The organism is Enterobacter chuandaensis, from assembly GCF_003594915.1.
Classification (GTDB): Bacteria; Pseudomonadota; Gammaproteobacteria; order Enterobacterales; family Enterobacteriaceae; genus Enterobacter; species Enterobacter chuandaensis.
On record NZ_QZCS01000005.1, the window covers coordinates 75,310 to 89,427 of the forward strand.

The window sequence follows — 14,118 nt, forward strand, 5'->3', positions numbered from 1 at the left end:
GGTTACACAACGCTTTGAGATAATTTGAACGTAGACGGTGGCACTGCGGGACGCTAGCATTAACAGTTATAACTGCAACGTATCTCAAGGATTTGTCATCATTATGACCCGACTGATTCGCCTGCTGCCTCTGGCGGCCCTGGTTCTGACCGCATGTACTGTTACTCAGCCTAAAGGTCCAGGCAAGAGCCCCGACTCACCGCAGTGGCGTCAGCACCAGCAGGACGTCCGTAATCTGAAACAGTACCAGACGCGCGGCGCGTTCGCCTATCTCTCTGACGAACAAAAGGTTTATGCGCGCTTCTTCTGGCAGCAAACGGGCCAGGACAACTATCGCCTGCTGCTACTGAACCCATTGGGCAGCACCGAGCTGGAGCTGAACGCTAAGCCAGGCGAAGCGCAGATCACCGATAACAAAGGTCAGCACTATACCGCGACCGATGCCGAAGAGATGATTGGCAAGCTGACCGGGATGCCAATTCCGCTGAACAGTCTGCGCCAGTGGATCCTCGGCCTGCCGGGCGAAGCGACCGACTATACGCTTGACGACCAGTACCGTCTGAGCCAGGTCAACTACACCCAGAACGGCAAAACCTGGAAAGTGGTGTACAGCGCCTATGACAGCAAGAGTAAACCGTCGCTGCCATCGAACATGGAGCTGACCCAGGGCAGCCAGCGCATCAAGCTGAAAATGGACAACTGGATCGTTAAATGATGACCCACTGGCCTTCCCCGGCAAAACTGAACCTGTTTTTATACATCACCGGCCAGCGTGCAGACGGATATCACACCCTGCAGACGCTGTTTCAGTTTATTGACTATGGCGACACGATCGCCATCGAACCGCGTCAGGACGGGCAGATTTGCCTGCTGACGCCGGTCGACGGCGTGGAGCATGAGGATAACCTGATCGTGCGCGCCGCGCGCCTGCTGATGAAAGCCGCGGCGGAATCGGGGCGTCTGCCCGCGGGAAGCGGTGCGGATATCCATATCGAGAAGCGCCTGCCGATGGGCGGCGGTCTTGGCGGCGGCTCTTCCAATGCGGCAACCGTACTGGTCGCACTGAACCATCTCTGGGGTTGCGGGCTTTCGACGGATGAACTGGCTGCTTTAGGCTTAACGCTGGGGGCGGATGTCCCGGTGTTTGTTCGCGGTCACGCGGCTTTTGCCGAAGGTGTTGGCGAAATTCTTTCCCCGGTTGAGCCGCCGGAAAAATGGTATCTGGTTGCCCACCCGGGCGTGAGCATTCCGACTCCGGTCATCTTTAAAGATCCTGACCTGAAAAGAGATACGCCGGTACGGTCAATAGAAACGTTATTAAATTGTGAATTCAGCAACGATTGCGAGGATATCGCAAGAAAACGTTTTCGCGAGGTTGATGCGGTGCTTTCCTGGCTGTTAGAATACGCGCCGTCGCGCCTGACTGGTACAGGGGCCTGTGTCTTTGCTGAATTTGACACCGAATCCGCCGCTCGTCAGGTGCTTGAGCAAGCGCCGGATTGGCTGCATGGTTTTGTAGCGCGCGGGATGAACACCTCCCCCCTACAGCAGGCCATTCTGGCGCAGACTGAGTTTCGGTGACAACGTCACCCTGTTCCAGACGTTGCATCGCGCTCTTTAATACACCGCCTGGATAGCCTTCGCCTGGCCCGCACAGTTTTCGGCGAACGCTATCCACCACTGGACGCATGCCTGAGGTTCTTCTCGTGCCTGATATGAAGCTTTTTGCTGGTAACGCCACCCCGGAACTAGCACAACGTATTGCCAACCGCCTGTACACTTCCCTCGGCGACGCCGCTGTAGGTCGCTTTAGCGACGGCGAAGTCAGCGTACAAATTAACGAAAATGTACGCGGTGGTGATATTTTCATCATCCAGTCCACCTGTGCTCCAACGAACGACAACCTGATGGAACTGGTTGTTATGGTCGACGCCCTGCGTCGCGCTTCCGCAGGCCGTATCACTGCTGTAATTCCTTACTTTGGTTATGCCCGCCAGGACCGTCGCGTCCGTTCCGCGCGTGTACCAATCACCGCTAAAGTTGTCGCGGACTTCCTGTCCAGCGTCGGCGTTGACCGCGTACTGACCGTTGACCTGCACGCAGAGCAGATCCAGGGCTTCTTCGACGTCCCGGTTGATAACGTATTCGGCAGCCCAATCCTGCTGGAAGACATGCTGCAGCTGAACCTGGACAACCCAATCGTGGTTTCTCCGGACATCGGCGGCGTGGTACGTGCCCGTGCTATCGCTAAGCTGCTGAACGATACCGACATGGCCATCATCGACAAGCGTCGTCCGCGCGCTAACGTTTCTCAGGTGATGCACATCATCGGTGACGTGGCTGGCCGCGACTGCGTGCTGGTTGACGACATGATCGATACCGGCGGCACACTGTGTAAAGCCGCTGAAGCGCTGAAAGAGCGTGGTGCCAAGCGCGTATTTGCTTACGCGACTCACCCGATCTTCTCCGGTAATGCGGTAAACAACCTGCGCAACTCCGTCATTGACGAAGTTGTGGTATGCGATACCATCCCTCTGAGCGACGAGATCAAGGCACTGCCAAACGTGCGTACCCTGACCCTGTCCGGGATGCTGGCCGAAGCGATTCGTCGTATCAGCAACGAAGAATCCATCTCAGCAATGTTCGAACACTAATCGAACACGGCCAAAAAACCCGCTGCGGCGGGTTTTTTTGTCTCTGGGTTTTATTTGTATGATTAATGCCTCCTTCACCTGCCATTCACATGACAGATGATGCGCATACGGATGATAGATAATTGTGAAAAACGTAGCCTCCTCACATGTTCTGCCCTTTCGCGCCCTCATCGACGCCTGCTGGAAAGAGAAGTACACCTCGTCACGTTTTGTGCGTGACCTGATAGCCGGGATCACCGTCGGCATTATTGCCATCCCGCTGGCGATGGCGCTGGCGATTGGTAGCGGCGTTGCGCCACAGTACGGTCTGTACACCTCGGCGGTTGCCGGGATTGTCATTGCTCTGACGGGGGGCTCGCGCTTCAGCGTCTCCGGCCCGACCGCCGCGTTTGTGGTGATCCTTTACCCCGTTTCGCAACAGTTTGGTCTGGCAGGCCTGCTGGTTGCCACCCTGATGTCCGGCCTCTTTTTAATTCTGTTCGGTCTGGCCCGTTTTGGACGCCTGATTGAATATATTCCCCTTTCCGTGACGCTGGGGTTCACTTCGGGGATTGGTATCACCATCGGAACCATGCAGATCAAGGATTTCCTCGGCCTGCAGATGGCTCATGTTCCGGAACACTATCTGCAAAAAGTGGGAGCGCTGTTTATGGCGCTGCCGACGGCCAACCTGGGCGACGCCGCCATTGGGATTGTGACGCTCGGGACGCTGATCGTCTGGCCTCGCCTCGGTATTCGCCTGCCGGGCCATTTGCCCGCGCTGCTGCTGGGCTGTGCGGTGATGGCGGTCGTCAATATGTTCGGCGGCCATGTCGCGACGATCGGCTCGCAGTTCCACTATGTTCTGGCGGACGGTTCACAGGGTAGCGGCATTCCGCAACTGTTGCCGCAGCTGGTACTGCCGTGGGATATGCCGGGCTCCACTTTTACACTGAGCTGGGATTCGCTGCGCGCCCTGCTGCCCGCTGCGTTCTCAATGGCGATGCTGGGGGCGATTGAATCCCTGCTCTGCGCCGTGGTGCTCGACGGCATGACCGGTACCAAGCACAAAGCCAACAGCGAACTGGTCGGTCAGGGCTTAGGCAACCTCATCGCACCGTTCTTTGGCGGTATTACCGCAACGGCTGCCATCGCCCGTTCTGCGGCCAACGTGCGCGCGGGGGCAACGTCACCCGTTTCGGCGGTCATGCACTCCCTGCTGGTGATTCTGGCGCTGCTGATCCTCGCCCCACTGCTCTCATGGCTGCCGCTTTCCGCCATGGCCGCCCTGCTGCTAATGGTGGCCTGGAACATGAGCGAGGCGCATAAGGTAGTGAACCTGCTGCGTCACGCGCCAAAAGACGACATCATCGTGATGCTGATCTGTATGTCGCTGACCGTGCTGTTCGATATGGTTATCGCCATCAGCGTCGGGATCGTGCTTGCGTCCCTGCTGTTTATGCGCCGCATCGCGCAGATGACGCGCCTCTCTCCGGTTAACGTTGAGGTGCCTGACGATGTGCTGGTTCTGCGCGTGATTGGCCCGCTGTTCTTCGCCGCGGCGGAAGGTCTGTTCAGCGAACTGGAGTCCCGCATCGCGGGCAAACGAATTGTGGTTCTGAAGTGGGATGCCGTTCCGGTGCTGGATGCCGGCGGTCTGGATGCCTTCCAGCGCTTCGTTGCACGTCTGCCGGAAGGCTGCGAGCTGCGGGTGAGCAACCTGGAATTCCAGCCCCTGCGCACCATGGCGCGCGCGGGCGTACAGCCAATCCCTGGCCGACTCTCCTTCTACCCTAACCGAGAAGCCGCGTTAGCGGATCTGTGAGTTACCCGATGCAGAGAAACGTCTCTGCATCATCACCCCGATCGCCTGCTGGAGCCATCCCAGCACGGCAGGCGTCATCCACGTGCCTTTCATCAGATGCGGCTCCTGCTGCATGGCTGTGCGAAACTTTTGCTGAGTCTCAGGGTTCGTCCCTGCGTACGACTGGAACAACGCCAGCCAGTTTTCCGCCAGCTTTTGCGCCTCCTCCGAGGCAGGATCGCGATTTTCCCGCTGCGCCTGATGCAGCTTTGCCACCAGCGGCGGCCACTCCATCATGCGATCGAAGTAGTGCGCTCGGGTAAAGGCCATCTCTTCGACAGTGAGATACTTCTCCCAGATGCTGAGCTTAGATTCCGCAAACGCGCGCGTGATGTAATCGGTCATCTCCGGCGTGATGCCGGTCTGCTCGCGCATTTGAGGCTCCACGCTGTGCATCTCGTTCAGGCGTGTGAGAAACTCCGGCTTGCCCGCCGTGTCCTGTTCCAGGCGTTCCATCCAGCGCGTTGCCAGATCCATCGCCCGCAAGTCAGTTACGGGTATATCCTGTTCCAGCAGCGCGTTTGCCTCTGCCACCAGCCCTGACCAGATAGCCGCCAGCGCATCCTTCTGCACCGCAAACGGCAGCTGCTGTAACTCTTCTTTGCTAAACCAGCGATCGTACATATTCATTAACTCCAGAGTCTGTAGCCAGGACTCCAGATCCGGCGTCGCATCGTCGGTAAGCCCGGTACGCAGCTCCACCAGCCGGTCGCGCAGCGTGTGTATGCTGCGCAGCTGTTTATCCAGCAGCGTAATTTGCGCATCGAGTAATTCGCTTAACGTCAGCGACTCCTTTTCCAGAAAACCCCTTATTTCAGCAAGTTCCAGCCCCGCTTTTGCCAGCGCCTGGATCATGTGCAGACGCTGGACATCCGCCAGGTTGTAAAGCCGGTAACCTGCCGCGCTTCTGGCAGAAGGCAGCAACAGCCCTGTTTGCTCGTAGTGATGCAATGTCCGCACGGTGATACCGGCTCGTTTCGCCAGCTCACCCACCTGAATCAACATAACTGCTCCTTTTTACTTTGCCAGTGCCACCACTCTGGAGCCTTACGTTACGTGAGGGTCAATATGCTATGCAAAAAAAAACGACTCCGGATGGAGTCGTTTCGATGTTCTTAATCAGGCACTAGCTGTGCTTATGCTGGTCGCGACGACAGCGTTTGTCGTAGTGGCGCACCCACCAGTATTTATCGCAGACTTCCTCATGTCCGCTCACGCGCGCCCCGGCGAGCCACAACACCGCACCGAGGAAGATGCTCAGTACCGCGCCATGCGCGAAGTATTGCGGGAGATCAAGCTGCGGCAGCTGGTTTAAAATGGAATAACCTACGCCGACTACCATCACGAAGAGCCCCAACCCCATCAGCACGTTACCGAGTAACGAAGCGTTTTTGCGTTTCATGTGTCACCTCCGGAACTTTGGGTTGTCAGGGGAAAAGCCCCTAATCCTTGTGTGTAAAGTATAGACAACGCCCCTTTTATGAGTTGCGTGAATGATCACAATTACAGATAACTCCCAGACAAAAATTTACAAATAACATTTTGAACAGCTTGAAATTCTAATTGTTCAGGTAAGTAATTATTTGTATTCCGCTGTGACGCTCGCAGAATTTTGTCAAGCGGCGCGCCAGACAGTAAACTACGCGCCAGATCTGGAACCCATTAGGAATTAAATCGTGACGATTAAACTGATTGTCGGCCTCGCCAACCCAGGCGCAGAATATGCGGCAACCCGCCACAACGCCGGGGCATGGTACGTCGATCTGCTGGCCGAGCGGTTACGTGCTCCCCTGCGAGAAGAACCCAAATTCTTCGGCTATACCTCACGTATCAACCTCGCTGGCGCGGATGTTCGCCTGCTGGTGCCCACCACCTTTATGAACCTGAGCGGCAAAGCGGTGGCGGCGATGGCAACGTTTTATCGCATCAATCCGGATGAAATTCTGGTGGCTCACGATGAGCTGGATCTTCCGCCCGGCGTGGCAAAATTCAAGCTGGGCGGCGGGCACGGCGGTCACAACGGTCTTAAAGATATCATCAGCAAGCTGGGCAATAACCCGAATTTCCACCGTTTGCGCGTGGGAATCGGCCATCCGGGCGATAAAAACAAAGTTGTCGGTTTCGTTCTCGGTAAGCCCGCGGTTTCTGAGCAGAAACTGATTGACGAAGCGGTAGACGAAGCGGCGCGCTGCACCGAAATCTGGCTGAAAGACGGCTTAACTAAAGCGACAAACCGCTTACACGCTTTCAAAGCGCAATAATCCGCCCGATACGGCTTTTTTACCGCGCGTCATGCGGGTTACGTGTATAATAGGCGTAGTTATTTACTTTTCATCAATCGGTTATCGTTAACGGATTGATTACCAAGATATTAAGGTGATTTAGAAATGGGATTCAAATGTGGTATCGTCGGTCTGCCAAACGTGGGCAAATCCACCCTGTTTAACGCGCTTACCAAAGCGGGTATCGAAGCGGCGAACTTCCCGTTCTGTACCATCGAACCGAACACCGGCGTAGTGCCAATGCCGGACCCGCGTCTGGACCAGCTTGCGGAAATCGTGAAGCCGCAGCGCATTCTGCCAACCACCATGGAGTTCGTGGACATCGCGGGCCTGGTAAAAGGCGCCTCCAAAGGCGAAGGTCTGGGTAACCAGTTCCTGACCAACATTCGTGAAACCGAAGCGATCGGCCACGTTGTGCGCTGCTTCGAGAACGACAACATCATCCACGTAAACAACAAAGTGGATCCGGCTGATGACATCGACGTCATCAACACCGAACTGGCGCTCTCTGACCTCGACACCTGCGAGCGCGCGATCCACCGCGTGCAGAAGAAAGCCAAAGGCGGCGACAAAGACGCGAAAGCTGAACTGGCTGCGCTGGAAAAATGTCTGCCACAGCTGGAAAACGCGGGCATGCTGCGCGCGCTGAAAAACCTGACTGAAGAAGACAAGGCAGCTATCAAATACCTCAGCTTCCTGACCCTGAAGCCAACCATGTACATCGCCAACGTTAACGAAGACGGTTTCGAGAACAACCCATACCTGGACAAAGTTCGTGAAATCGCAGCGGCTGAAGGTTCTGTGGTTGTAGCCGTGTGCGCTGCCGTTGAATCCGACATCGCCGAGCTGGACGACGCTGACCGTGAAGAGTTCATGGCCGAGCTGGGTCTGGAAGAGCCGGGCCTGAACCGCGTGATCCGCGCGGGCTACGAGCTGCTGAACCTGCAGACCTACTTCACCGCTGGCGTGAAAGAAGTGCGTGCGTGGACCATCCCTGTGGGTGCGACTGCACCTCAGGCGGCCGGTAAGATCCACACCGATTTTGAGAAAGGCTTTATTCGCGCGCAGACTATCGCGTTTGAAGACTTCATCACCTACAAGGGTGAGCAAGGCGCGAAAGAAGCAGGCAAGATGCGTGCGGAAGGGAAAGATTACATCGTTAAAGATGGCGATGTGATGAACTTCTTGTTTAACGTTTGATTGGTTTTGAATGAAAAAAACCACGCTCTGGCGTGGTTTTTTTTAAGTTAACGAACTTATCCCCTCTTGCGCAGATAGAACTCCAGATATTTTTTAGGTCTATCCTGAAACGCACGCTCTTTGCCGTAGTTATAAGCATCGTTAAAATATTTATACGCTTCCTCGAATTGATTCAACTCATAACAGACCATGCCGAGATCGATTAAGGGTGCAGTGTCTATATCCGATCCACGTGTCCGTAATGTCGTCTCTCCCCATTTCTTCGCCTCAGCGTAATCCGCGAGATCAAAATATGCGCTGTATATGCAGTCAGAGATCCAGTTGGCGAGCTCCCATTCGAGCTTTGGCTCAGGAAGCGTTTGCCAGGCTTTTTGGTATTGCTCTAAAGCCTCGGCGTATTTTTGGTTGCCGTGTAACTCGTTTCCTTGTTCAATTGTATTTGTTATAGATATTTGCATACTAAAGCCCTTATCCATTTAGATAAAAACACCCTTTCTTAAACAACAACCAAATATAATAAAATGCATTGCTAAATTTTGATTGCAGATTATAAAGTTATTACATTGCAATCAATCATCTTATAGCATATAGTTTTTAGTATTAATGCCTCTATAACATTCCAATCACCTCCGCCGAGGCCTGCCCCTATTCTTGGCATTTGTATTGAAAGGCGGTGCACCAAAGCAAAGTCAGATAATTTTTCAAGACAAACAGCCAAGGATGAATAACATACATATTGATTTTTGTCATTGATATTTTTCTTTATACCATCCTGCGCATACATATTAGCAATAAATATTTGTTCTTGCTCATCAATCTTGACAAAATCAACCACCCCTAATTCTGGAATGTTATTTTCTTTGAAGCTACTGAGATAGTGTTTCTTTGCAGCAGGATATTTATTTGAAAGGGACAGAACAAAACCTTTACCCCATTTCCCTTTATTATTCACAATATGAGCAATAACTGTGGATTTTTTCAAAGGTTCCACAGCATCTCCAGATAAGTAATTTATTCTCTTTTTTTCTTGCAATGAAGCCGTTGATCTTTCCCAGATTGTTTCAAATTCATCATTCGAAATTTCTTCGGCGTCACTTAAGTCAAGTTCGCTTTTCTTACCGTCATACAGCAGGAAACCAACTTTTTCATTTTTATCTAGCAAAGAGGAAGAAGCATAATAATCACCATCTATAATATTTATTTGTCGAGTGGCCACCTCTCCTATGAATTCATTGAGGATAATCCCTTCACCTGCAATAAAATCAACATTTCCTTTATAATATTTTTTCACCTCAACCACAACTCCTCCCACTTTTAACAATTCTTTTAGAGACATCGAGATCTTTTGTGTTTAAGATCAAAAATGTATTTTTCCGAGGTTCAATTACATCTAAGCCAGTAACATCTATTTCGACAAAATGGCTTATGCCTTTTAATTTCCTCGCGTCACCATATATATCAGCTGCTAATTGACCCAGAGACATTTTTCCAGTTCCTCCAACATCCTTGAGTGTTCGTCCGCCAATCATTTCAGGTCTGATATTAGTGAAGTATTGTCCATCCCCGAAGCGGGCGTGTATATCTCCTGATGAAGGTCTTATTACACCACTTTCCGTGATACCTTTCATCCCTTCTTCAGTCGTGTAGTGAATTAATGTTTTAGGCGTCAACCCCCACGGATCCACCCACCCCAGCGCATTCGGCGCATACTGGTAAAGGTTTATCCCCCCCGCCAGCCCTATCGGGTCCTGCTGCGTAAACCTTCCGCAGTCCGGGTCGTAATACCGGAACAGATTGTAGTGCAGCCCTGTCTCACGGTCCAGGTATTGCCCCTGCATGCGCAGGTTCTGAGAATATCCTGATACCTGCGTCTCGCTTTCCCGCAGCAGCTTGCCCCAGGCGCTGTTCACACCTTCCCAGCGCACCTGCCCTTCGATATCCGTCATCCGCTCCGGCGTGCCGTTCGGCTGGCAGTGGAACCAGAAGATCTCCGGGGCATCTACGCCGTCAATACGCGCCAGCGGGTCATAGCTGTTCTGATCGCTGTAGACGTAGGTGAGCGGCACATCCCCGTGCACCTCCTGCAGTAGCCGGAACCCTTCCCAGACAAACTGGGTGGTGACCGGCTTGCCGGTTGGCTGTCCGCCCAGTATCTGGCGTCGCGTTTTGCTGACGCGCCGACCGAGCGGATCGTAGCGGAAGCTGACCTGCGTCTGCGACCTGTTGCGATCCCGCGGCTGGCTGATGACCTCCGTCAGGCGGTGCTCACCGTCGTAGCGGTAGTGCCAGCGGGTCTGTCCGTTATCCTTCTCAACGGTGCGGCCGTGGATGTCATACCGCCAGCGAATGCCGTTCAGCTGCGTCAGGCGGTTGTGCGTGACCTTCTCAGCAGAACCTTCCAGCGGGTTACCGGCTGCATCCCAGCGCCACTGCTCCTGTCCGGGCAGCGTACCGTCCTGAACCAGCAGACGCCCGGCGCTGTCGTACTGCCAGCGGTACCAGCTGAACGGGTTATCGTCCCGCTCTTCCCGTACCAGGTTATTGCGGTAATCGTAATCCCAGCGGCGGGACCAGCGGCGCGGCGACGGGCGCTGGGCATTGCCGGTAAAGACGTCACGGCGATGCAGGCGACCAAGACGATCGTACTCGCTGCGGGTGGTCAGCAGCCCCTGGGTGCGGCTGGTCTCGCGGTGAAGCTCGTCGCGGGTAAAATCAGAGACCGACAGCTTATCGAGGGCGATGCTGAGCAGATGCCCGCTGCCGTAGTAGAACTGCTTCAGCTCGCGGCCATCGGGCAGCGTGACGGAGGTGCGGTTGCCCAGCGCGTCATACTCCCACGCCAGCTCTCCGTGCTCACCCGTTTCGCGCGTGACGCGACCAAGCGCGTCATACTCAAAGGCAAGCTCCTGCTCTGCCTCAGTGGTCCAGGCGTCGGCTGAAAGCGCCGGGTGCAGCCCAATCCGGCTTAACAGCCCGGACGGAGTGTAGTGGTAGCGGGTCTGGCCTTCCGGCGTGGTGCGGGCGACCAGCTGGCCGCTCGCGCTCCAGGCGAAGGCGTGGGTGATGGCCTCCGGATGACCGGCGGCGAACGTGCGCGCTATCGTGCGTCCGCAGGCGTCGTAGCGGTACTGTGAGGCCACGCCATCGAGCCCTATCTCTTCCAGCAGCAGCGAGTCCGCGCCCCAGCGGAACTGGTACGCTTCGCCGTTTTCGTTTTCCAGGGCAATCAGACGCCCGCGGCTGTCCCAGCGGCGGTGAACCTCTTCGCCCTGGGTATTGCGCGTGGCGATTAAGCGCCCGACCTCATCGTATCTGAACTCACTTTCTTTTCCGTCGGCGCCAGCATGCTTCACCGGCAGGCCACGTTCGTTCCATTTGAGCGATTCCGTCCAGCCTTCCGGGCGATCGAGCTGCACAGGACGCCCCGCGGCGTCGTAGCGGTAACGCGTCTCTTCACCGTCGGCGCTAATCTCTGCCACCAGCCAGCCCAGCGGGTGATAGCGATAGCGGGTAATACGCCCCGAACAGTCCGTCGCCCGCACAATCTGTCCGGCCTCGTTGTACTCCTGGTAGCGGCTGTTTCCGGCGGCATCGACCTCCTCAACAACCTGCCCAAACTCGTCCCGGCGCAGCAGCGTCGTCTGCCCCATCGGGTCCACCACGCGCTTCAGACCGTGGTGTTCGTCGTACCAGAAGCGGGTGGCGCTGCCGTCGGCTTCGATAATGGCCGAGGGAAGCGCGCGGTGTTCCAGCCAGGCGGTGGTGCGGACATTGCCGTCGGCGTCGATTTCCTGAACCCGGTTGCCCATTTCGTCGTAGACGAAGGTGACGGCATTGCCGAGCGGATCGATGCGACGCGTCAGAAGCTCGTTGTCATCCCACTCGTAGCGCCAGTTTTCACCGCGCTCGTCAACATAGCGGATAATCAGATTTTGCGCGTTCCAGTAGTGGCGGCGCGTCTGACCGTCATAGTGCTCGACGGTCGTCAGCCCGGCGGCTAAATCGTAGCTAAAGCGGCAGCCGTCGCCGGTACTGGTGCGGTTTTCCACCACGCGCCAGTGGTCGAACTGTTTCCAGCGGTATTCGCTCTCCAGACCGCCCGGCATGCGGTGCCAGACCATCAGCCCGTGCTCGTTATAGCGGTATTCACGCGTCACCACGCCGGAGGCATCCGTCGCGCTCGCAAGCTGGCCGCGCGCGTCGTAGCCCCACTGCATCAGCGGCCATGTCTGGTTGCCGTCGAAATGGCTGGCAGCGGTAACGCGCTGCGGGAAACGTGCATCCTCATAGCGCAGGGTGACGTCGATTGCCCGCGGCTCGTCGTGCAGACCGACCAGCCTGCCGTGCTCGTCCCACTCCGTCAGCAGCGCGTTGCCGTATTCATCGCTGAGGGAGGCCAGACGCAGGATGGATGGATTCGCCCGGGTCGGTTTATACAGACGCCACACCGCGCCGTCGTCGTCTGCAATTGCCACGTCGCCGCTCTCATTGCGGCGGATAATAATGCCTTCGCTGATGCTGTAAAATGCGCGGTCGACAGGCGGCAGCTCGAAGCTCAGCTCGCGCCCGGTTTCGTCAAACCAGGTGGCATTGTTTTCTTCCAGCGTCAGATAGCTGTCAAAGGTGGTTGCCCAGCCCAGACCGAACAGTCCTTCGCGGGTTGTCAGGCTGTTGTAGCTGCGCTGCCAGCGAAGCGGGAAGCGCCCCGGCAGCGAGAAATCGAGTTCGTCGTCGTCATTCAGCACCTTCACGCCGGTGGCGGCGTGAACCGGGTGCGAGGAGCCAAAAACGGCATTCACCGCCATATCGGCCAGCATCCCGCCGCCCGCCGCCGCCAGCGCACAGGGCATGTTTTTGAGAATTTTGCCCGGACGCCCGCGCAGCAGGGAAAGCGCAATCATCCCCAGCGCCAGGCCCGGCGTTTTACCGCTTTTGATATCGCGGACCGTGAGCGTCTCCCCGCCGATGATCACGTTCGGGGAGACGTCGTCGGAAACGGTACCTTCACAGGTGGTGCGATCTTTCGCGCGAACCGCGGGCTGCCCGTTGATAAAGACGCTTTTAGAACCTTCCGCCAGATACTGCGGCCCGGAGTGCTTTTCGCACGCCACCTTGTCTTCTTCCAGCGGTGAGGTTCCCGCGGCGGCAGAGGCCACGCTCGGCTGCCACATTTCGCTGCCAAACTGTCCGGCGGCGGAAAGCAGCATGCCCGCGTAATCGGCAAAGCTGCCCGGCGACTGCGGCTCAGGGGACGGCGTATCGGCGGGCGTCAGCGTGCCTGCCGCGCGCGCGGCAGGGATTGCGTTGGTCAGAACGTTATTCGAACCGGTAGTGATTTTGCCCGCAGGCGACGGCGGGAAAAGCGCGTTGCCTAACCCTTCCGCGGCGTTGCTGATATCGTCGGTGATCCCCGCCACGTTCGCCAGCACGCCACCGATAATTCCGCTTAACAGACAGCTGGATCCAATCGCCGCCACGCCTGCAGCTGCTGCCCCCGCCCCCAGCAATGGCGCCGCTACGGTTGCTGCTGCGCCTACCGCCGCACCGATCACCGCATAGGCGGCACCTTCCGCCACAATGCTGGTGATGTCAGCAAAAATGCTGGAGTGAATAATCTCGTCGCCCTTACGAGCCGCGTTGTTATCGCTCATGCCTTACACATTCCGGTTGTCGTTTAGCGTCAGACTCTGCTTAAGCGCGCTCCAGCGCACCTCGTCCTCTTCGGTGAATGCTCTGAGTGCCGAGAGGGTAAAAATCATCAATACCGGTTTGCCCGGCGTCTGCACGACCAGCTGTTTTTGCCACAGGCGCTGCCCGTTACGGTCAAACGTCGTCTCAACTTCCAGCCCGTTAATTTTTCCGTCAGGCCCGGCCTTTACGTTCCGGAATTCACTCTGGGCAATTTCGCCCATCTGAGGACGCAGCACATCCCACTGGCGGTGAAACTCTTGTTCGTAGTCGCTGCCGTCCGGGATAACGCCGCGGCTGACCACCACGGACAGCCCGCTTTCGTCATCGCGAATAATGTTCATGCTGTTATCCTGCCAGGCAGCAGGAAATAGGGAAAACGAACCTTCCTGGAGGGTGTATTTCATAAGTGAACTCGGGATGATTAATATGATGAGAAACAAAAGAGGCC

Annotated in this window: 12 protein-coding genes; 6 read left to right on the forward strand and 6 right to left on the reverse strand. The window is 56.1% G+C overall.

Annotated features, from left to right (window positions below):
* Positions 1 to 103: 103 nt before the first annotated feature.
* From lolB to dauA, 4 genes are all read left to right on the forward strand, one after another.
* A complete protein-coding gene (gene lolB, locus D5066_RS09935) occupies positions 104 to 715 on the forward strand; it encodes a lipoprotein insertase outer membrane protein LolB (protein WP_080329374.1) in 612 nt (203 codons plus the stop codon).
* Positions 712 to 1,581, forward strand: a complete 870-nt coding sequence (gene ispE / locus D5066_RS09940; protein WP_119915839.1) for a 4-(cytidine 5'-diphospho)-2-C-methyl-D-erythritol kinase — start codon at positions 712 to 714, stop codon at positions 1,579 to 1,581. Before lolB ends, ispE begins: the two co-directional genes overlap by 4 nt.
* A 125-nt stretch (positions 1,582 to 1,706) precedes the next feature.
* Positions 1,707 to 2,654, forward strand: a complete 948-nt coding sequence (gene prs, locus D5066_RS09945) for a ribose-phosphate diphosphokinase (RefSeq protein ID WP_003856663.1) — start codon at positions 1,707 to 1,709, stop codon at positions 2,652 to 2,654.
* A 124-nt stretch (positions 2,655 to 2,778) separates the two neighbouring features.
* The gene (gene dauA / locus D5066_RS09950; protein ID WP_119915840.1) at positions 2,779 to 4,458 is read left to right on the forward strand and encodes a C4-dicarboxylic acid transporter DauA; all 1,680 of its coding nucleotides are present in this window, start codon (positions 2,779 to 2,781) and stop codon (positions 4,456 to 4,458) included.
* Here dauA and D5066_RS09955 read toward each other — a convergent pair.
* Positions 4,444 to 5,502, reverse strand: a complete 1,059-nt coding sequence (locus D5066_RS09955) for a MerR family transcriptional regulator (RefSeq protein WP_119915841.1) — start codon at positions 5,500 to 5,502, stop codon at positions 4,444 to 4,446. The genes dauA and D5066_RS09955 overlap by 15 nt on opposite strands.
* A 121-nt stretch (positions 5,503 to 5,623) precedes the next feature.
* On the reverse strand, positions 5,624 to 5,899 hold the full coding sequence (gene ychH / locus D5066_RS09960; RefSeq protein WP_008499505.1) for a stress-induced protein YchH: 276 nt from the start codon (positions 5,897 to 5,899) through the stop codon (positions 5,624 to 5,626).
* Positions 5,900 to 6,173: 274 nt separating this feature from the next.
* Between ychH and pth the strand changes: the two genes are divergently transcribed.
* The gene (pth, locus tag D5066_RS09965; protein ID WP_119915842.1) at positions 6,174 to 6,758 is read left to right on the forward strand and encodes an aminoacyl-tRNA hydrolase; all 585 of its coding nucleotides are present in this window, start codon (positions 6,174 to 6,176) and stop codon (positions 6,756 to 6,758) included.
* A gap of 126 nt (positions 6,759 to 6,884) precedes the next feature.
* Complete coding sequence (gene ychF / locus D5066_RS09970) at positions 6,885 to 7,979, forward strand: redox-regulated ATPase YchF (protein ID WP_010432886.1); 1,095 nt, start codon at positions 6,885 to 6,887, stop codon at positions 7,977 to 7,979.
* 56 nt (positions 7,980 to 8,035) lie between these two features.
* Here the strand turns inward: ychF and D5066_RS09975 are convergent, their stop codons facing one another.
* The 4 genes from D5066_RS09975 to D5066_RS09990 all read right to left on the reverse strand — a co-directional run bounded on the left by D5066_RS09975 (position 8,036) and on the right by D5066_RS09990 (position 14,074).
* Complete coding sequence (locus D5066_RS09975) at positions 8,036 to 8,455, reverse strand: hypothetical protein (RefSeq protein WP_119915843.1); 420 nt, start codon at positions 8,453 to 8,455, stop codon at positions 8,036 to 8,038.
* 71 nt (positions 8,456 to 8,526) lie between these two features.
* On the reverse strand, positions 8,527 to 9,315 hold the full coding sequence (locus D5066_RS09980; RefSeq protein ID WP_119915844.1) for a macro domain-containing protein: 789 nt from the start codon (positions 9,313 to 9,315) through the stop codon (positions 8,527 to 8,529).
* On the reverse strand, positions 9,272 to 13,630 hold the full coding sequence (locus D5066_RS09985) for an RHS repeat-associated core domain-containing protein (RefSeq protein WP_119915845.1): 4,359 nt from the start codon (positions 13,628 to 13,630) through the stop codon (positions 9,272 to 9,274). The genes D5066_RS09980 and D5066_RS09985 overlap by 44 nt, the downstream gene beginning before the upstream one ends.
* Before the next feature lie 3 nt (positions 13,631 to 13,633).
* The gene (locus tag D5066_RS09990) at positions 13,634 to 14,074 is read right to left on the reverse strand and encodes a DcrB-related protein (protein ID WP_119915846.1); all 441 of its coding nucleotides are present in this window, start codon (positions 14,072 to 14,074) and stop codon (positions 13,634 to 13,636) included.
* Positions 14,075 to 14,118 lie beyond the last annotated feature (44 nt).